At 70.0% G+C, this 18,143-nt stretch carries 18 protein-coding genes and 2 pseudogenes; 11 read left to right on the top strand and 9 right to left on the bottom strand.

Annotation, left to right across the window (positions count from 1 at the left end; genetic code table 11):
• Nucleotides 1-122 precede the first annotated feature (122 nt).
• Both ACZ7LT_RS06475 and ACZ7LT_RS06470 read left to right on the top strand, forming a co-directional pair.
• Nucleotides 123-482, top strand: coding sequence for an ArsR/SmtB family transcription factor (locus ACZ7LT_RS06475; protein WP_471234858.1), 360 nt, complete (start codon nucleotides 123-125; stop codon nucleotides 480-482).
• A gap of 60 nt (nucleotides 483-542) precedes the next feature.
• Nucleotides 543-1,085, top strand: a complete 543-nt coding sequence (locus ACZ7LT_RS06470; RefSeq protein WP_471234857.1) for a GNAT family N-acetyltransferase — start codon at nucleotides 543-545, stop codon at nucleotides 1,083-1,085.
• 7 nt (nucleotides 1,086-1,092) lie between these two features.
• Here ACZ7LT_RS06470 and ACZ7LT_RS06465 read toward each other — a convergent pair whose 3' ends face one another.
• Nucleotides 1,093-2,652 (bottom strand): alpha/beta hydrolase, encoded by a 1,560-nt coding sequence (locus ACZ7LT_RS06465; protein ID WP_471234856.1) that lies wholly within the window; start codon nucleotides 2,650-2,652, stop codon nucleotides 1,093-1,095.
• A gap of 265 nt (nucleotides 2,653-2,917) precedes the next feature.
• Between ACZ7LT_RS06465 and ACZ7LT_RS06460 the strand changes: the two genes are divergently transcribed.
• On the top strand, nucleotides 2,918-3,217 hold the full coding sequence (locus ACZ7LT_RS06460) for a hypothetical protein (RefSeq protein WP_471235593.1): 300 nt from the start codon (nucleotides 2,918-2,920) through the stop codon (nucleotides 3,215-3,217).
• A 14-nt stretch (nucleotides 3,218-3,231) separates the two neighbouring features.
• Nucleotides 3,232-5,163, top strand: a complete 1,932-nt coding sequence (locus ACZ7LT_RS06455; RefSeq protein WP_471234855.1) for a caspase family protein — start codon at nucleotides 3,232-3,234, stop codon at nucleotides 5,161-5,163.
• Between the two features lie 257 nt (nucleotides 5,164-5,420).
• Here the strand turns inward: ACZ7LT_RS06455 and ACZ7LT_RS06450 are convergent, their stop codons facing one another.
• From ACZ7LT_RS06450 to ACZ7LT_RS06435, 4 genes and pseudogenes are all read right to left on the bottom strand, one after another.
• The gene (locus ACZ7LT_RS06450; protein ID WP_471234854.1) at nucleotides 5,421-5,804 is read right to left on the bottom strand and encodes a VOC family protein; all 384 of its coding nucleotides are present in this window, start codon (nucleotides 5,802-5,804) and stop codon (nucleotides 5,421-5,423) included.
• Between the two features lie 105 nt (nucleotides 5,805-5,909).
• Nucleotides 5,910-7,022 carry an ABC transporter substrate-binding protein gene (locus ACZ7LT_RS06445; RefSeq protein ID WP_471234853.1) on the bottom strand — a complete coding sequence of 371 codons (1,113 nt, stop codon included), beginning with the start codon at nucleotides 7,020-7,022 and terminating at the stop codon, nucleotides 5,910-5,912.
• Between the two features lie 163 nt (nucleotides 7,023-7,185).
• Nucleotides 7,186-7,401 (bottom strand): annotated as a pseudogene (locus ACZ7LT_RS06440) (integrase core domain-containing protein); the annotation flags it as partial.
• Between the two features lie 177 nt (nucleotides 7,402-7,578).
• Nucleotides 7,579-7,683: pseudogene (locus ACZ7LT_RS06435) on the bottom strand (inositol monophosphatase family protein); the annotation flags it as partial.
• Nucleotides 7,684-7,695: 12 nt separating this feature from the next.
• On the opposite strand from ACZ7LT_RS06435, the gene ACZ7LT_RS06430 reads away from it, so the two are divergent.
• Nucleotides 7,696-8,148, top strand: coding sequence for an SRPBCC family protein (locus ACZ7LT_RS06430; protein ID WP_471234852.1), 453 nt, complete (start codon nucleotides 7,696-7,698; stop codon nucleotides 8,146-8,148).
• A 52-nt stretch (nucleotides 8,149-8,200) separates the two neighbouring features.
• Here the strand turns inward: ACZ7LT_RS06430 and ACZ7LT_RS06425 are convergent, their stop codons facing one another.
• The 4 genes from ACZ7LT_RS06425 to ACZ7LT_RS06410 all read right to left on the bottom strand — a co-directional run bounded on the left by ACZ7LT_RS06425 (nucleotide 8,201) and on the right by ACZ7LT_RS06410 (nucleotide 11,822).
• Nucleotides 8,201-8,782 carry a hypothetical protein gene (locus tag ACZ7LT_RS06425; RefSeq protein WP_471234851.1) on the bottom strand — a complete coding sequence of 194 codons (582 nt, stop codon included), beginning with the start codon at nucleotides 8,780-8,782 and terminating at the stop codon, nucleotides 8,201-8,203.
• 118 nt (nucleotides 8,783-8,900) lie between these two features.
• The gene (locus ACZ7LT_RS06420; protein WP_471234850.1) at nucleotides 8,901-10,115 is read right to left on the bottom strand and encodes a glycosyltransferase; all 1,215 of its coding nucleotides are present in this window, start codon (nucleotides 10,113-10,115) and stop codon (nucleotides 8,901-8,903) included.
• Between the two features lie 164 nt (nucleotides 10,116-10,279).
• The gene (locus ACZ7LT_RS06415; RefSeq protein ID WP_471234849.1) at nucleotides 10,280-10,756 is read right to left on the bottom strand and encodes a hypothetical protein; all 477 of its coding nucleotides are present in this window, start codon (nucleotides 10,754-10,756) and stop codon (nucleotides 10,280-10,282) included.
• A 502-nt stretch (nucleotides 10,757-11,258) separates the two neighbouring features.
• Entirely contained in the window at nucleotides 11,259-11,822 is a 564-nt protein-coding gene (locus ACZ7LT_RS06410) for an SMI1/KNR4 family protein (protein ID WP_471234848.1), read from the bottom strand.
• A gap of 275 nt (nucleotides 11,823-12,097) precedes the next feature.
• On the opposite strand from ACZ7LT_RS06410, the gene ACZ7LT_RS06405 reads away from it, so the two are divergent.
• The 6 genes from ACZ7LT_RS06405 (at nucleotide 12,098) to abc-f (ending at nucleotide 18,103) form a co-directional block, all read left to right on the top strand.
• Nucleotides 12,098-12,967, top strand: coding sequence for a creatininase family protein (locus tag ACZ7LT_RS06405; RefSeq protein WP_471234847.1), 870 nt, complete (start codon nucleotides 12,098-12,100; stop codon nucleotides 12,965-12,967).
• Nucleotides 12,968-13,251: 284 nt separating this feature from the next.
• A complete protein-coding gene (locus tag ACZ7LT_RS06400; protein ID WP_471235592.1) occupies nucleotides 13,252-14,034 on the top strand; it encodes a MerR family transcriptional regulator in 783 nt (260 codons plus the stop codon).
• A gap of 169 nt (nucleotides 14,035-14,203) precedes the next feature.
• Nucleotides 14,204-14,812, top strand: a complete 609-nt coding sequence (locus tag ACZ7LT_RS06395; RefSeq protein WP_471234846.1) for a DUF6230 family protein — start codon at nucleotides 14,204-14,206, stop codon at nucleotides 14,810-14,812.
• The gene (locus ACZ7LT_RS06390) at nucleotides 14,803-15,321 is read left to right on the top strand and encodes a DUF6114 domain-containing protein (RefSeq protein WP_471234845.1); all 519 of its coding nucleotides are present in this window, start codon (nucleotides 14,803-14,805) and stop codon (nucleotides 15,319-15,321) included. The genes ACZ7LT_RS06395 and ACZ7LT_RS06390 overlap by 10 nt, the downstream gene beginning before the upstream one ends.
• A 181-nt stretch (nucleotides 15,322-15,502) precedes the next feature.
• The gene (locus ACZ7LT_RS06385; protein WP_471234844.1) at nucleotides 15,503-16,153 is read left to right on the top strand and encodes a hypothetical protein; all 651 of its coding nucleotides are present in this window, start codon (nucleotides 15,503-15,505) and stop codon (nucleotides 16,151-16,153) included.
• A 303-nt stretch (nucleotides 16,154-16,456) separates the two neighbouring features.
• Complete coding sequence (abc-f, locus tag ACZ7LT_RS06380; RefSeq protein ID WP_471234843.1) at nucleotides 16,457-18,103, top strand: ribosomal protection-like ABC-F family protein; 1,647 nt, start codon at nucleotides 16,457-16,459, stop codon at nucleotides 18,101-18,103.
• Nucleotides 18,104-18,143 lie beyond the last annotated feature (40 nt).

The raw sequence follows: 18,143 nt of genomic DNA, 5'->3' as shown, positions 1-18,143 counted from the left end.
CCCCTTGCCCCGACGGTTGGGTCAGCACCCACAACTATACGTTCATGTGCGCATCTGCGCACATGGCGATCTGGGGACCCTGAAAGGCCGGAAAGCGCGAGAGGGAGCTCTACCCTGTCTGCATGGCCGTTCGCGAACCCCTGTCAGTTGCACCCGACGCGCATCTGCGTACCCCGGACAGCGCGCGCCTCGCCGAGGCGACCGAGGTGTTCGCCATGCTGGCCGACCCGACCCGGCTGCATCTGCTGTGGCTCATCGCCCAGGAGGAGTCGGACGTCTCCTCCCTCGCCGAGCGCTGCGAGGCTTCCCGGACGGCGGTGAGCCAGCACCTGGCGAAACTCCGGCTGGCAGGACTCGTGGACACCCGCCGGGAGGGACGCCACGTCTTCTACAGCCTGCGCGACGGACATCTGCGCCGCCTCGTCCTGGAAGCCCTCAGCCACGCCGACCACCGCGTCAGCGGCACGGCACCGCACGACTGAGATGTACGGGACACCTGGCGCGGCGGCCGGCCGACGGGGACTCATGCGAACATCCTCCAGATGACTTCGCCAAAGATCGTTTTCGACCAGCTGACCTCGCCCGCCGACGTCACACCGTCCCGCCTTCAGCGCCTTGCCGAGTGCTGGGTCGAGGTCACCAACGCCGGCGGCGCGGCGGGATTCCCTTTCCCGCCCGTCGACGTTGCGCACGTGCGACCCGCCCTGGACGCCCTCGTCGATTCCCTCGCTCCCGGCACCAGCCGCCTGGTCACCGCGAGCATCGACGGGGAACTGGCCGGCTGGCTGAACGTCCGGCGCGACCCGTTCGCCCTGATCGCCCACTGGGGCACCGTCCACCACGTCCAGACCCGAACCACCGTGCGGGGCCAGGGAATAGGAGCGGCCCTGATGCACGAGGTGCGCCGCATCGCCCGGGACGAGATGGGCCTGGAGCAGTTGCACTTGGCAGCCCGCGGGGGAGTGGGTCTGGAGGACTTCTACGGACGACTCGGGTGGAAGGAAGTCGGCCGATGGCCGGGCGCTCTACGGCTGTCCGTGGGCGACGATCGCGACGAAATACTGATGCTGCTCGCGCCTCTCTGAGACCGCGTTACTCCCGCGATCCATGAGAAGCGGCCTGAGCCCCCTGCGCGCGACAGGTCCTGTCCCCGCTGGGGAGCCGGCCGTCGGTGAGGTAGGCGCGGATGACCCCGATGACACAGGTGTTGTCCTGGCCGACCCCGTGGCGGTGGCCGCCTTCGAGGGTGAGCAGCCGGGAGCTCGGGAGCAGGTGCCGCAGGACCCGTGCGCCTCGGTAGGGGGTGCGAGGGTCGCCGGTGGCGGCGGCGATGAGGACGGGCGCGTCCTCCCGGATGGAGGTGGGCTGTTCGCGGGGCGGCGTGGGCCAGAAGGCGCACGGCGTGATGTTGTGCACGGTGGGGCCGAAGAGGGGGTGGGAGCGGCGGCTGCGTTGGATGTCGTGCCAGTACGTCTCCGGGTCGTGCGGGGCGGCGACGTCGCCGCACAGGATGGCGGTCGCGACACTGCCGTACGCGGAAGCCGCCCCGGTGAACAACCACTCCAGCGAGTCCCGAAGGCCCGCATCCGGAAGCGCCGGCTTACCGTCGGCGGCCTTGCCCAGCACCGTCAGCGCGCCGGCGAGCGCCTTCCGCTCGCTCTGCGCGTCACTGACCAGGTGGTGCAGCAGCAGTACCGGCACCACCGTGTCGTCCACCCGGAACACCCGCGGGGGCGCTCCGACGACCAGCGGCCGCTCCGCTGCGGCCCGCGCGATGCCGTGGATCCGCTCCAGCACCTGAGCGCGGGTGCGACCGAGCCCGTACTGCGCATGGCGGTGCGCCGCCCACGTCGCCCAGGCGGAGAGCGCCGCCTCGTTGGCCGGTGCCGTGTCCCTCAGGAGCCGCGTGTCGTAGCGCAACGGGTCCATGGGCCCGTCGAAGACGGCACGGTCGAAGCGGCCGGGGAACATCTGGGCGTAGACGGTGCCCAGATAGGTCGCGTAGGAGAAGCCGTAGTACGAGATCCGGCGTTCCCCCAGGGCCCCGCGCACGATGTCGAGATCGCGAGCGGTGTTACGGGTCGTCGCATGGGGCAGCAGATCGGACCGCGTACGGAGGCAGCGATCGGCGAGGTCCTTCTGGAAGGTGACCTGGCGTTCGAAGCTGCGACGGGTGAGGCCGGCGGAACGCAGCGCGTGGCTGGTGGGCCACCGGCAGTCGAGGGGTGCGCTGCGCCCGACGAACCGCGGGTCGTAGCCGACGACGTCGAAGCGTGAGGCGATGCCCGCCATGGCGGCAGGAGGCTCGGAGCCGTTCTGGAGCGCCGAATCGCCCGGACCGCCGGCCACCAGCACCATCGTGCCGATCCGGTGCGCGGTGTCGGTGGCCGCGACCCGGGACATGGCCACCACGGTCGTACGGCCGCCGGGATCGCCGTAGTCCAGCGGAACGGTGATCCAGGCACACCGCGCACCCGCCTGCTCCAGCCGTTTCCCGGCCCCGTCCTGCGGGCCCCGTACGCAGCTCGTCCACTCGACACGCTGGTGGTAATAGCGAGCGAGCGGATCCGGAGGCCCGCTCGCGCCCGTCAGTGACACGAGGATCGCGAGCCCCGTGGCGCCGGTGAGTAAACGGCGGATTCCGGTGATCATGCACCTCACGCTATGGGCCATGCCCGGGCCTGTCCTGCCACGTGTCACCCGCACGGCCAGCTCGTACGGGGGAATCCGGCCAGGAATCCTGCCCGCACCCCGCCTCCGGCCGCGATGCTGACGACCAGCAATTGGAGCGGACCGAAGCGGACCGAAGCGGACGGAAGGCTGGGGGAGATTGAGCGGGACGAAGGCGGAGCTGCTGCTGCGGGTGCTGGCCGACGGCGACGCGGATCCGGAGGTGGTGGAGCGGCAGTCATGATGGCTGCGCGACGAGTTGGCGGAACTGGAGGTCGGCTCGCTCTCGGCGGTCGCGGGGAGGGAATCGGTTCCCGGCGCCAAGGGTGACGGCGAAGTGGTCGGCGCGTTGCTGGTGACGCTGGCGCAGTCGCCGCCGCTGCTGACGGCGGTGTTCGACGTCGTGTGCGACTGGCTCGGCAGGCTGCGCGATGCGCCATGCACGGTACGGGTCGAGATGGAAGGAGACGTGCTGGAGCTGTCCAACGCCTCGCCGGACCAGCAGGACCGGCTGATCCAGGCGTTCGTGGCCCGTCATACCCGATGAGCTCGGAATCCTCGATGAGGTCGGCGTCCCAGACGACCTCCGCACATCCGACGACCTCCGACCCGCGGCGCTTCGCTCTGATCATCGCGAGCGACACCTTCGCGGATCCCGCTTTCCGAGCGCTGCGGGCCCCGGCTCAGGATGCGGCGGAGCTCGCGCGGGTGCTGGCCGACGACCAGGTCGGCGGCTTCGCCGTGCGGACCTCGGTCAACGAGGCCGCACACACGGTGCTCGAGCGGATCGAGGAGTTCTTCGCGGACCGCCGGCCGGGTGATCTGCTGGTGCTGTACTTCACCGGGCACGGCGTGAAGGACGATTCCGGTGAGCTGCACTTCGTCTGCCGTACCACCAAGTTGAACCGCCTCGCCTCCACCGCCGTGTCGGCCGCGTTCGTCAACCGGTGCATGGACCGGTGCCGGGCCCGCAGCATCGTGCTGCTGCTGGACTGCTGCTACAGCGGGGCGTTCGCCCGCTCGATGCTGACCAAGGCGGAGGCGGCGACCGTGCAGGTGGCCGAGCAGTTCCCCGGCCGGGGTCGGGCCATCGTCACGGCGTCACGCGCGCTCGAGTACGCCTTCGAGAACGGCGAGCTGACCAGCCCTTCCGGCACTCCGCAGCCGTCCCACTTCACGTACGCGCTGGTCACCGGCCTGGACACCGGCGCGGCGGATCGTGACGGCGAAGGGCTGATCACACTCGACGAGCTGTACGACTTCGTGCACGAGCGGGTGCGGGAGGTGAGCCCTCGTCAGACGCCGGGTCTGTGGCAGCTCGGAGTGGAGGGGCGTCTCGTCATCGCCCGCTCCCGCACGGCCCCGGCGGATGCCCGTCTCACCGACGTCCTGGAGTCCGCGGACGGGCCCCTGAGGCCGGTCTCGCTGTCCGCGCCCGTCCGCCTGGTGGTGTGGCAGACGGTACTGCTCGCGGTGTGCCTGGGACTCATGATCGAGGGGTTCCTGCACATGGCGTTCATTCGCGGGATCTTCTTCATCTGGCTCACCGGGATGGCTGCCGACGCCCTTCACCGCGGAATGGGCGGTGTGTGCTTCTCCGACCAAGGAATGCTGGTGCGCTCCGCGTTCCGGACCCGGCTGATCCCATGGCGGGACGTGGCCGGCGTCGAAGCCCTGAGGACCCCACTGGGGCGCTCGGTCCTGGTGCACCGAATGACCTCCCTGAACATCTCCCAACGGCTCACCCTCCGCTCCCCGCGCACCCACCTGTTCGCGCGCGACCCCGGCTTCGACGCCAAGGTGGAGGCGATCCAGCACTGGCGTGACCGCCTCTCGCCCGTGCCGCGTACCGCCCCGATGGCTGTCGTGGGCCGCCTCTGGTACCTCGGCGCCAACCTCGCCGTGCCCGCCATGATGCTCACCCTGGCCCTGTCCTTCGACGGCTGCTACTGGAGCCAGAGCTGGTGGCCATGGCGCCACGAGGCGACCTCACTCCCGGCCGCCTGCAAGGTCCTCGACCCGCTACCGGCAGCCGATCCCGTCACCGCGCTCATCGGCCGGGACGAAGGAAATCCCGACGAGGACGAGGAGTTGGGACAACAGACGAGCAAGTGCCAGTGGGGGAGCGGGCCCGACGCACGACTCACGGTGACCTTCCACCGCTACGACAGCTTCGTGGGCAAGACCGGCACCGAAAGAGCCCGCAACACCTTCAACGACACGCTGGGAATCGACTTCCGAAGCAGCTGGCGGCGGCCACTGACGGCTCTCGGCGACAAGGCGGTCATCCACGACCCCGCCAAGCTGCAGCCGGACCGCATCAACCGCATTGGCGTCCTGATCCTGAAGACCAACGTGGTCGTCCACATCTCGTACGAGGGCGAACTGCCACCCGGCCCCGCCGCCCAGGAGGTCGAACGGCTCGCCCGCCTGACGATGACCGAGATCGGGCCGTCCTTTCGGCACCGCCTGTTCGGTCTGGTCGAGGTCTGATGAGGGGAGCCGGGGCTAGTAGTGCTTCGTTAGGTTCTGGGTGTCCCGCACCGGACGCCGACCGAGCTGCCCCGCGCGGGGTCGAAGTGATCCGAACGAGGCTCGGCTTCGGCGCGTTCTGCGCGGTCGGCCGGATCCACTCTGGCAGCAGGTCAGGATGCGAACGTCACGAGTCCAGCAAACGGGTCAAGCGCACGGGCACCGATACCGATACGTAAATCCCCGGCCTCAGCGGCTTGGGCCGGGACCGCACGTGGTCAAAGGGGCTGGAGCCGGGCGCGAAGGAGGCAGAACTCGTTGCCCTCTGGGTCGGCCAGGACGTGCCAGTTCTCGGTGCCGGTCTGGCCGACGTCGGCGGGCCTCGCGCCGAGAGCGAGCAGCCGTTCCAGCTCGGCGTCCTGGTCGCGGTCGGTGGCGTTGACGTCGATGTGCAGTCGAAGCTTCCCAGTCCGCGGGGCGCTGCTGGGGCTGAGGACGAGGGTGGGCTGGGGGCCGCCGGAGCCGGCGTCGGGCGGCCCGATCTCGATGCTTCCGTCGTCCTCCCGGCCGAGTTCGACGTAGCCGAGGACCTGGCTCCAGAATGCGGCGAGGCGGCCGGGGTCGGCGCAGTCGATGACTAACTCACTGATGCGGCATGCCATGCCCGTCAGTGTACGTAGACAACCCGAGGGTCGATCAACACCGTTGATGCCGCCGGCGCCGCCTCACGTTCGGACAGATCTGGGCAGGGGAACCTCCGTGCTTTCTCAGCTGGCGTGAAGGATCCGGAAGCGGTCGGGTTCCGCCGGGTCTCGGTCAACGACTTGGATGGGCGTCCGAGCCCATTGCCAAACGCTGATGCCTGGCGTGCGGGAGAACTGGATCTGCCCGCGGGTGCCTTCGACTGCGATGCGCGGCCAGGATTCGGCGGTGCGCGCGCGGTCCGTGCCGTGAGAACGCAGCACGTCGGCGAGGACGGCGACCGTGTCGTAGCCCTCGAAGGCGACGAAGGAGGGCGCTTCGGCCAGCCGCTCGCGGAGGGCCGTCTCGACTCGTGCGCCGAGTGGGCTGAGGCGCTCGGGCAGGTAGCGCAAGAAGGGGATCGCGGCGCCGTCATCGCCCAGCAACGTCACCCACTCGGCGAACTCCGGTTGCCCGGCCGGAGCACCGATCATGATCTCGGCGAGACGCTGGTCGCGGCGGACAGACTTGACGATCGGCACGGCCGGCTCCGGGTGGCCGACCAGAAGAAGGAGGGCTGTCGCGCCATTGTCGACGAGTTCGTCGCACAGGGCCGCGGGGGTGAGCGCGCTCATGTCGAGTTCGATGACGGTGCCGCCGCGTGATGCGAGGTGGTCCCGCAGGATGCGAATCCCAGCCGCCCAGTAGACACTCGGCTGGGCTGCTACGGCGATGCGGCTGTGACCCGCGCCGAGAAGGAAGTCCGCGTAGACCTGCCAGCCGCGGGACTGCGGCGGGGAGAGGCGCGCGACGCATTCCGTTGGCTGTTCGGTGAGCGCGTCGAGAACCGCTGACGAGCAGAGGAACGGCAGGCCGAGGGCGTCGGCCCTGGCGGCAGCGGCGCGAGCGACGACGCTGTGATACTCCCCGGCCAAGGCAGCCACGCCCAGGCGAGCCAATTCATCTACGGCCGCCGCGGCCTTCTGTGGATCAGCCGCGGTGTCTCGGACCACCAGCTCGAGTGGTCTTCCGTCGATCCCGCCGGCGTCATTGACGTCGCGAACGGACAACTCGAGTCCAGCGAGCAAGTGTTGGCCCGCCTCGACCCAGCCAGGCCGAGTCAGCGGAACGAGAGCGCCGATCTGGACGGAGGATCCGTCAGTCCGCTCCACTTCAGGGGGCGATGGTGGCGTATTCATACGTTGACGTCTCCCGTGTGACGATTCGGGTGCAGTTTGTCCGGATCGCAGAGTGGCAAGGCCCAGTCAGCCGGCAGAGCGCGTTGAAGTGGGGGCAGGCGTACTCACCTCGGCAAGTCAAGATCATTCGGACGGGCAGCTTACCCACGCTCAAGCCCGCGATCTAGGTGTATTGACCCGCAGGGTTGTTTACTCGGTTGATCGGCGGGTTGCCGTCGAGTGCGGTGTGGCAGCGGTGGTGGTTGTAGGCGTGGGAAGTCTGTGAGGGCCGTGATGCGTTCGGTGTTGCTGGTGTAGGGCGTAGGTAAGCCCATTCGTCGAGCAGGGTGCGGTGGAAGCGTTCGACTTTGCCGTTGGTCTGCGGCCGGTAGGCGCGGGTGAGGTTGCCCGCCGCGCCGAGGTCGGCCAGGACGGCCTTCCAGGCCAGGCCCGTGCGGGCAGCAGGGGGCCGCAGAGGCCGCGCGTCAGTGGCTGGTGGATCCCCTGCGGATCATCGACATCAGCAGCCGGTAAGTTTCGAGGTCGGCGGCCGCGACGAGTCCGCGGCCGGCTTGTCCGCCGCACTGCCGCGCAGCGCCACGTTGACGGCCACGAGCATGTTGCCGACGGCGTAGTTCAGAGTGCCGCACAGGGGATCCACCAGCCACTGACGCGCGGCCTCTGGGAGAACCGCGTGAACCGCCACGACATCCGCTTCACCGGCGCATGGCGAGCACCGCTCGCGCCGGACGCCGTGTACGCGAAGCTCGCCGACATCGGGGACTATCCCTCCTGGTGGTCTGCCTTCCGCTCGGTACGGCAGACCGGCGAACGCGAGTGCCAGGTCGTCATCGGGTCCCTGTTGCCCTACGAACTGACGGCCCGGCTCACACCCGTCGTAGAGGACCCGATCGCGCGCGTCCTGGAGGCGGCGGTGGACGGCGACATCGCGGGAAGCGTCCGCTGGGCCGTAGAACCCGACGACCACGACGGTTGCCTGGCCCGCTTCACCGAGCACGTCATCGTGCGTCAGCCCGCTCTGCGACGCTGGATGCCACTGGCGCGGCCCTTCTTCCACCTCAATCACGCCCTGGTCATGCGGTCCGGTCAGCATGGCCTGACCGCCTGGGCAGACCAGGCGCGGTAGGGCGGTGCTGCGTTCGGGAAGAGACGGGGTCGACCGTGCCCTGGTCGAGATGTCAGTCCGGCGCGCCCCGCAGAGCGACGACGCGATCGGGTCGGCCAAGGGCCTCCGATCGGATCCAGTACCCGGCCTGCTCCGCGCCGGTGGCCCTCAGGTGCTCACGCTGCCCTGGCGGGGCCAGGGCGTCGTTGTAACTGTCGCACGGGCCGTCGCTGTCGTCCGCGAAGAGACATCTGTACGCGTAGAGCCGGCCGTCGTGATACCACTCGTGCCGCACCACGGGCATCCGAAGGATGCGCTCGAACCAGTCGGCCGCGAGCGTCGCAAGCGTGTGGGGAGTGCCGGTGGCGTCCAGTGCCAGCCTGGTTCGCGGCTGCGGCAGCCAGTAGAAGTCCTGATGGACGAGGCGGTCTCCGCTGACCGTGGGCCCGGTCAGATGCAGGCCGATGCGCAGGGGCCACCCGAGCGACCCGTCGCCGAGACCCCCACACATCACCAGCGAGGAGTCGTCCTCGGGCCGCCCCACCCAGCTGACGGCAGGTGGGACCTTCCACGCTGCGGCACGTTCGCGCAGTGCCGCCACGAAGGCGCGCTCGGTCCGGTCCAACTCGGATTCGGTCTCTGGGTCATCGCTCACGAACCACGGGTCTTCCGTCACGCCGTCACCGTATGTCCCGCGCGGGAACGCGCGCTCAGGCACCCTCCATGAGGCACCACGGAAGTTGAGCCAGAACCCGAATTCGGGCAGCGTTTGCTCATGACGTCGGGAGGCGGCCGATGTGGGCGAGCAGCGAAGCGGCACCGTCCTCTGCGGCGATCCCGCGGGCGAGTTCGGCTGCGCGGCGGTGGTGGGCCGGCTCGGACAGGCAGGCCGTGATCGCCTCGCCGAGGGCTTCGGAGGTGAGGTCCTGGAACGGCAGAGGCCGGGGAGCAACTCCTAGCCGGTACAGTCGAGACGCCCAGAACGGCTGGTCGGCCATGACGGGTACCGGCAGGGCGGGTACGCCAGCCCGCAGTCCGGCTGCGGTGGTCCCTGCCCCGGCGTGGTGAACGACGGCGGCGGTGCGAGGGAAGAGCCAGTCGTGCGGGACGTCGCCGATGGCCAGGACGTCGTCGCCGCAGCCGCTCAGATCGGCCCACCCCGCCTGCACCACCGCGCGCACGCCTGCTCGCATAACCGCCGCGGCCACCAGCTCACTGAGCCGTTCCCCCTGCCCCGCCGCCATACTGCCGAACCCGATGAACACCGGGGGCGGACCGGCCTGGAGGAAGTCGACCAGTTCGGCCGGGGGGTGCCAGCCGTCCGGCCGCGCGGGCCACCAGTAGCCCGCCACTTCGACCCCGGACGGCCAGTCCTCGGGGCGCGGCACCACCAGCGGGCTGAAGCCGTGGAAGACCGGTCGGATGTCCCCCGGTGCCGAGGACGCGTCGGCGGGCAGCCCGAGGCGGGCGCGCAGCCGGGTCACGGCGCCCGCGAAGACCCCGTCCGCGCGCCTCAGCACGTCCCGGCCCGCGGCGAGGTTGCCCTCCGGCCCCAGGCCGTCGGCGCTCCGTGCGTTGGGCAGCGGGAACTGTCCGGTGGCGAACGCCGGTGCGAGGTAGGTGCCGAAGACGGGGACGCCGAACGCTTCGCCGGCCGTCAGGCTGAGCGGTGCCGGGCCGAAGGGGGTGAGCAGCAGGTCGGCTCCGCCCGACACGGCCTCAGCCACCCCATCGGCGAGCCCGTCCGTGTAGGCCCTTGTCATCGCCTGGACCTCCTCCCGCGACGCCGCCCGGGACCAATCCCGGATCAGCGCCTGCGGATCTCCCGGCACAGGCCGGTAGTCGAGACCGCACCCGCCGACGAGTGCAGCGAAGGACGGGTGAGCGGCCACGGCGACCTGATGGCCCGCGTCCAGCAGGTGCCGCCCCAGGCCCGTGAAGGGCGCGACGTCTCCGCGTGAACCGGCAGTGATGATCAGAATCCGCATGAAGCGATTCTCGTCGGCGAATGCCGCCCGGTCACCGGCGCAGGACAGGGGATCCCTCAGCCCAGCTGCCTGCCGGAACCGGGCGGCGACCATCGCGCGAACTTTCGCCTCGGGGTGGCGGGCGAGCCGGGCGACGGCGTCGGCCGGGGTGTGCCGGTTCCAGGTCAGGGGTGCACCGTGTCGTCCGCGAAGCACTGCTCGACGAGCGCGGGGGACAGGGCGCACGTGCCGAGCACGTGCGGCTTGCTGAGCGAGCCGATGGACGGCAGCTTGGCCTCCACCGCTTCCGGGGCCAGCTCCCAGCTGCACTCCTGCGCCGCCTTCCGTACTGCGGGGTCGGGGTCGTCGAGCAGGGCCCCCCGCTGCGCAGCGGTGAGCGACTGCCACCTCCAGGCGGCGCGTTCACGGAGCCCGGGATGCTCGTGCCCGGCCATGGAGCGGTAGAAGGACAAAGGGATTTGCCGGGAGAAACTGAGCTCCTCGACGATCTCCTGTTCGGTGAGCATGCCGTCCTCGCCCCCGTCCCGGGCGGTCAGGAGGGTGACGAGGATGTCGTCCGGCAGTGGCCGGACCCATCGGGGACGGGGACGGGGGCCGCCGGCGAGCCGCCCGCGGACGATCCCCGACGGGCCCGTTGCCAAGGGGGCGAGTCGTGCGGGGCGATGTGCTGGTTGCCCGCGAGCGCGCGGCGGATCCCTCTGGCAGGGTGTTGGAGGGCTGCGTCGATGACGGCGTCGGGCAGGTCACGACCCTCGCACATCAGCAGGCCGGCCTCACCGGCCGCTCGATCCACCAGGCGTATCAGTACGTCGGAGGGCAGCCGCCGGATTCAGGGCGATGCCGCGCAGCCACGGTTGATGCAGAGAGTCGGACACCACCTCATCCTGCCACCTCCTCCCGCCCGGACCGGGCCATGTGGCGACCACGTCGGCGGCACTCACCGGCGGCTCCGTCCGCAGGCTTCGTCCAGGAGGCGGGGGCCTTGCTCATCGTGCGTGCGCTGACCGTATGCGGCACGCCGCCAGGCTCCGCAGCCACCCCTGCCAGGGGATCGCACGACGCAAGGTGCGCAACGGCGGCGCGGCATCTGGGGTGTCCGGTCGCGGGCAGCGGCGGATCAGGTCGCGAGAGCCGCCGTCGGCGTCACTGCCGACAAGCTCCGCGGGTCTGGTCGGCCGTCGCGAAGTGGTGCTCCGTCGGCTTCAGTACTTCGTAGAGATAGCCGAAGTACTCCGTTCGTGCCGTTCCGGTGAGCACCGCCAGCAGGAAGGCGAGGCATCCCATGTCGTGGTGCTCCCACAGGGGGCCACGCCCCTCGTTGTAGAGGACGGTCCACTCGTCGGGGTGCTGACCGGGGTGCGCCAGCCAGTACAGGAACGCCCCCGTGCCCTCCTCGAACGCCCACGGCACGACACGCGCCCCCGCGTCCAGCAGGCCGGCGGGTTTGTCCTCCACTTCCCACAGGCTCGCCAGGATCTCGTCCCGTTCCGCCGTCTGTGTGTGCAGGTCGCAGTCGTCGTAGGCAGAGTTGGGGACGAGCAGCCAGATCGCATCGTCGAAGATGCCGGCGCCGTAGGCCTCGACAAGCTGCTTGTAGTCGGCGGGCAGAGCCACACCGAGGGCGCGCTCGGCCTGCGCCCAGTCCACCGCGGGCGGCGGATCGGCGGGCGGGGGGCAGAGGCGGACGAGGGCATCCAACGCGATCACTGAACGCACCCTACGGGAATCCCACGACGGGCCTGTGAGCGGGGGCGGCAGGCCGGGCGACCATCCGCATCGGCTCCGCCCAGGTAACCGCTTGCTGAGGTGAACACCTTGGGACGCCGAGAGCGTGCATCCGGCGGGTAGTCAATTTGTGTTCTCCCTACAAGTCGCAGGTGTGAATTCCGGTGCAGGTGCCACTCGTGAGCGGCTGTGTGTGCTGGCGAAGATGATCACGACCGGTGGTCAGACCGGTCAGGACATCACGCAGGGGGAAGTGCATGCAGAACGGATACTCGGTCTTTGCCGGGACGATGGCCGACCTCACATATCCGCAGGTGGAGGCGGCGGCAGCAGCGGGCGCGTGTGTCCTGCTACCCACGGGCGTCATCGAGCAGCACGGCCCTCATCTGCCGCTGGGCACCGACGCCTACGGCGCCTACCAGCTCTGTCGGATGGTGAAGGAGGAGCTGGACCAGCACCAGGTACCGACGCTGATCGCCCCACCAGTGTTCTGGGGCGTCAATCAGGTTTCCGGTGCCTTCGCCGGGACGTTCCGCACACGCCCCGAGACCGCGGCCGCACTGCACTTCGACATCATGGAATCCCTTGCCACAGACGGCTTCCAGCACATCTTCGTGATCAATCATCAGGGCGACATCGCTCACAATCGGATGCTCCTCGACGTCGTGACGCGCCGACACGAGGCGGGCAGCACGGGAGTCGTCCTCATCGAGCCCGACTTCATCGCCGACCGCCTGGGCGAGGCGGCGAAGACACCCGCTATGGCCACGTTCGCCATGCAGCCGTTGTTCGAGGGCCTGGAACTGACCGGTGAACTCGGTGTCCATGCCGAAGAGATCGAGAGCGCGTTGATGATGCGCTGGTTCCCTGAGCTCGTCGATTACGACGCCATGACCGAGCTTCAGCCGACGGGACTCGGGCCGGCGGACCTGGCTGAATGGCGAAAAGGCGGTGAACACGCTCGCAGGGTTACGCCGCAGGGCTACTTCGGCGCGCCCAGCCCGCGCGACCCGTTCCTATGGCGCTTCTATCAGCGCATGGCCCGTGCCATGGCCCATGCCGTGGCCGGTTCGCTCGCCGCTCAGGCAGGGGGCGTGGAGGGTGCTTCTTCGGAATCACCTAGCTGACCAGCCGACGGTCGCGGCCTTGTCGTAGCGAGTGGCCGGTCCGCCGCATCAACAACCACTAACCGGACAGACTCATCCGATCAAGTGACCAGCCCACCAACGGGACACGCTCTAGTCTCTGGGCCGTGAGCAGCGAAGCGGCAGGTCGCACGGCGGCGGATGCAACGGCGGGCAAGGAAGCGGGTACGGAAGCGGGCGCGGGATCGCGATCGGATTCGGTCACGACTGCGGCTGCGGACGCGGGCATGGGTTCGGAAGCGGCGAAGGGGCGTGGCGGCGAGGGAGTGGCGCAAGGGCCCGGGAGCGCAGGGGCGGAGGAGGTGGCTGCGGCGGAGGGTGCCGGTGGGGCGAGGTACCGGAGGGAGGAGCTGGCTGCCGCGGCCGGGGTGAAGGTACGGAACCTGCGCTACTACCAGGAGCGTGGACTGCTGCCCGCGCCACGCCGCGAGGGCCGGATCGCCTGGTACTCCGAGGACCATCTGGCCCGGCTGCGGCTGATCGACGACCTGCTCGGCCGGGGTTACACGGTGAACGGCATCGCCGAACTGCTGGCCGCCTGGGACCAGGGCGGCGGGATCGCCCAACTCCTCGGCGTAGAGCGGGAGATGACGCGGGGCTGGGTGCAGGAGGAGCCGGTCACGGTGAGTCTCGACGAGCTGCGGGAGATGTTCGGTCCGGCGGCGACGCCGCAGGACACCCGGCGGGCGGCCGAGCTGGAGTACGTACGGGTCCAGGGGGACAGCGTCACGTTCCCAAGCCGGCGGTTGCTGGAGGTGACCCAGACGCTGGTGCGGCTCGGGGTGCCACTGGCGGAGATCCTGGACGCGGGAGAATTCGTACAGATCCAGGCGGCTGCGCTCGCGGACCGGTTCGTCGGCCTTTTCCGGCGGCATGTGATCGGGCTGGACGGCCTGGAGCGGCTTTCGGTCGCCCAGTTGGATCACGTCGCCCAGGCGGCAGGCGCCCTGCGTCCGGTGGCGGGCGACGTCGTGGCCGCGGAATTCGCGCGCGCGATGGCTCGGCGGGTGGAAGCGGAGGTGGCCGCTCTGCTGCGTACGGAGCAGTAGGGATTGGCCGAAAGGGGGCAGTCCCGCAACCTTGCCAACCGCTATTGGCACTCTTACATTCAACTCCACGGTCATACCGGCGAGTAACGATCTCGGCCGCCGCGAGCACGCCGGTGCTGACTGCTTCGCACTCCACTTCACCCCACCCACCCATGTGAGGGGATCCGACATGGAGCACGACTTAGACGACGGCAAAGTCAGATGGCGGCGCTTCGCCGTTCTGACGGTTCCGGCCGTCGCCCTGACGGCAAGCCTGGGCATCGCGCTGGCCCAGGGAGCGCTGGCCGCCTCCTTCGCCGTCTCGGGCCAGCAGTTCAAGGTCTCCGCCAAGAGTCTGACTGGTGAGGGCTTCGTCCAGTACGGCAGCGTGGACGTCAACGCCCGCGACGAGCTCATCCCCGTGGCCGTCACGGCCATCAAGAAGGCGGAGCTGAACAGCCTCTGCCAGTCGGTGGTCACCTCGCTGCCGGTGATCGGCGACATCTCGCTCAACCTGACGGCCGGAAAGAAGACTCCGGTCGAGGCGACGAACCTCTTCGTCGACGCCACCCAGCTCTCCGGCAACGCGACTTTCACGAACATCGAGATCGGCCGCGACGCCTCCACCCTGGACAAGGGGCCGGACGGCGCCCAGGGGATGCAGGACCTCTTCTCGCAGCAGGCCGACACCGTGAAGATCACCGACCTGAAGCAGACCGCCTGGGCCACCAACGCCGGCACCTTCACGCTCTCCGGCTTGGATCTGAAGATCAGCAAGGGCGCGAAGGAATGCTTCTGACCTCCGTACGGACGCGGTTCCGGCGGTGGCGTCGGTCCCGGCCGTTCTGGGGCGGGCTCTTCGCAGTGATCGCCGGGGCCGAGATCTGCGTCCTGCCGCTCGCACCTCTGAAGGTCATGCTCACCCAGGGCGTGGCCGGGATCCCGTCTGTCCTCATGGGTCTGGTGATGATCCTGCTCGGCGTGTCCGTCTGGTTCGCCCCGCACTACCGGTCACTCGCCGGGATCGTCACCACCCTCATCGCCACCGCCGCCCTGGTGCTGTCGAACCTCGGCGGCTTCCTCATCGGGACGCTGTTGGGCATCCTCGGCGGAGGCCTCATGTTCGCCTGGCAGCCGCGCGTTCGCAGGTCCCGTACGCCGAAAGCATCCGGTACGGCCGAAGGGTCTGGTACGGGCGTGGTGGCCGGCGGGGCGGGCGGGACCGGCGAGGCGGCCGAGGCCTCTGCGGGCAAGACCTCAGCGGCCGAGGCGGCTCATCTGCCCGCGACCTCCGATCGATCAGCCTGATCGGATGCCCGGATCGGACACGGTGTCGTCCGGCCCGCAGCCGGACGACACCGTCCAGCAGACACCGTCCAGCACCACGACACCGTCCGGTGCCCGAACGACGGGTCCCTCACTCCACCCCCTCACTTCACCCCCCTCGCTCCACCCTCACCCCGTTCAATCATCCCCATGGAGAGTTGTCATGAGCCGAACATCCTCCTCCCTCGCCCTCGGACTGCTCGCAGCCGGCGCGCTGACGCTGGGCTCCGTGTCCGCCACCGCCGCGCCCGTACCCCTGGCGGGCCCGACCACGGTCACTCCGGCCGGTCACGCCTTCAAGGCCACGCTGAGCGGCAAGGCCACTCTCAAGGCCGGCTCGGTCACCGTGACCTGCACGGTCTCCGTGGCCACCGGTACCGTCCCGGCCGCTCCTGGCAACCACAACGCCGCAGGGCCGGTCTCCTCGCCCATCTCCGCCCCGACCTACAGCTCCTGCACCTCGAGCATGCCCGGCGTCACCCCGACCGTGACCACCAGCGGCGCCTGGGCGGTGTCGATGCAGCATGGCACCCCCATCACCGCGACCATGACCGTTCCCGCGGGCGGCCTCAAGGTGACCACCTCGGGCCTGGCCACGTGTACGGTCGTCACCGCTCCCACCGCCGCGGCCAGTGTCCCGGGCGCCTGGGCCAACGGCGCCCCGTCGTCCCTGACCTTCACCAACGCCTCGGTCCCGGTCAAGGTCACCGGCGGATTCGGCTGCCCGACCAGCGCGACGACCTCCACCTTCAACGCCGTCTACTCCGTGGCCGACACCACGGACCCGGCCAAGCAGATCACCGTCACCCCGTAGCCGCATCCCGTCCCGCGCCGCCGGGGCGGCGGTACGGGACGTGACGGCGCCCACGGGCGCATCGCCGCCGTACGGATCTGAGCCAGCCCGTACGGCGGCACTCGCCGTGCCGGGGTAACCGGGGCCCGGGGCCGCTCAAGCGGATGACGCGGATCACGAAGTCGCGAGGCGCAGGAGTAGAGACGAGACGAATCGTCTTGCTATAGTTGGGGCATGCATTTCTTCTACTTTCTCTGAGTCCGGGCACGGCCCACGCCGCCGTTTCTGCTGCCCGTAGACACTTCGCATCCCAGGGAAAGTCACATGCGCGAACGCGCCCATACCGCTGTGCCCGCTGCCGTCGCCCAGCTGTCCGTCAAGGACATCAGCAAGTCTTACGGCACCCGCACCGTCCTCGACCAGGTCTCCTTCACCGTCCGCCCGGGCGAGAAGGCCGCCGTCATCGGCGAGAACGGCTCCGGCAAGTCCACTCTGCTGCGGCTGCTCGCCGCGGTCGAGACGCCGGATGCCGGGGAGATCACCGTCAGTTTCCCCGGCGGCACCGGCCACCTCGCCCAGACCCTCGAACTCGACCCGGACCGCACCGTGCAGGACGCCGTCGACCTCGCCTTCACCGAGCTGCGCGACATGGAGCGCCGACTGCGCGCGGCGGAGGAGCATCTCGGCGAGGCGTCGCAGGACGAACTCGCCGCGTACGGCGACCTGCTGACCGCGTACGAGGAGCGCGGCGGATACGAGGCGGACGCCCGCGTCGACGCCGCAATGTACGGCCTCGGGCTCGCCGGGATCACCCGCGACCGGGTGCTCGGCTCGCTCTCCGGCGGCGAGCAGTCGCGGCTCGCGCTCGCCTGCGTCCTGGCCGCCGCCCCCGAGCTCCTGCTCCTCGACGAGCCGACGAACCACCTCGACGCGGCGGCCGTGCGCTGGCTCGAGGAGCACCTGCGCGCACACCGCGGCACCGTCGTCGCGGTCACCCACGACCGCGGCTTCCTGGAGCGCATCGCCACCACGATCCTCGAGGTCGACCGGGACGCGCGTACGGTGCACCGGTACGGAGACGGCTGGGCCGGCTACCGCGCCGCGAAGGCCGCCGCCCGACGCCGCGCGGAGCAGGAACACGCGGACTGGCTTGAGGCGGTGGCTCGTACCGAGGAACTGCTCGAGGCCGCTGGGAAGCGACTGGCCACCACAGGCAGGGACCCGCGCCAGGGCTTCGGCAAGCACCGCCGCTCACACGAGGCGAAGCTCGGCGGGCAGGTGAGGGCCGTCCGGGAGCGGCTGGCCCAGCTGCGGCGCAACCCGGTGGCGGCGCCACCTACACCGCTGCGGTTCACGGCAGCGCCGCCGGAGGCAGGCGGCGAGCATCCGGTCGACCGCCCGCTCGCCGAGCTCGACGGCGTCACGGTCGGCGAACGGCTGTGTCTGGACGGGCTGTTGACGATCGCGCCCGGGCAGCGACTGCTGGTCACAGGGGAGAACGGGGCAGGCAAGACGACACTGCTGCGTGTCCTGGCGGGCGACCTGGAGCCGGATGAGGGTGAGGTACGCCGCCCTGCCCGGATCGGCTACCTGGCGCAGGAGCTGCCGCCACGCTCCACGCGGCTCCCGCTGCTCGCTGCCTTCGCGGCTGGGCGGCCTGGGCTGCCGGAGGAGCACGTGGAACAGCTGCTGGCGCTGGGCCTGTTCCACGAGGAGGACCTGCATGTCCCGGTCCTGGCGCTGTCCGCGGGCCAGCAGCGGCGGCTGCAGATCGCGAACCTGGTGACCCGTCCGGCGGACCTTCTCGTACTCGACGAACCGACGAACCACGTCGCGCTCGACCTGGTCGAGGACCTGGAGGCGGCGCTGGCGGCGTACCCGGGTGCGGTGGTCGTGGTCTCGCACGATCGGGGCTTCCGCGAGCGGTTCCCGGGGGAGCGGCTGGAGCTAAGCGACGGCCGGAGGCGCTGAACCGGCAGCCCGTAGGTGGGCCTGCGGCCTCAGACGGCGG

Source organism: Streptomyces sp. NPDC039465 (assembly GCF_055639315.1).
This window is presented reverse-complemented; position numbering and strand designations above follow the sequence as displayed.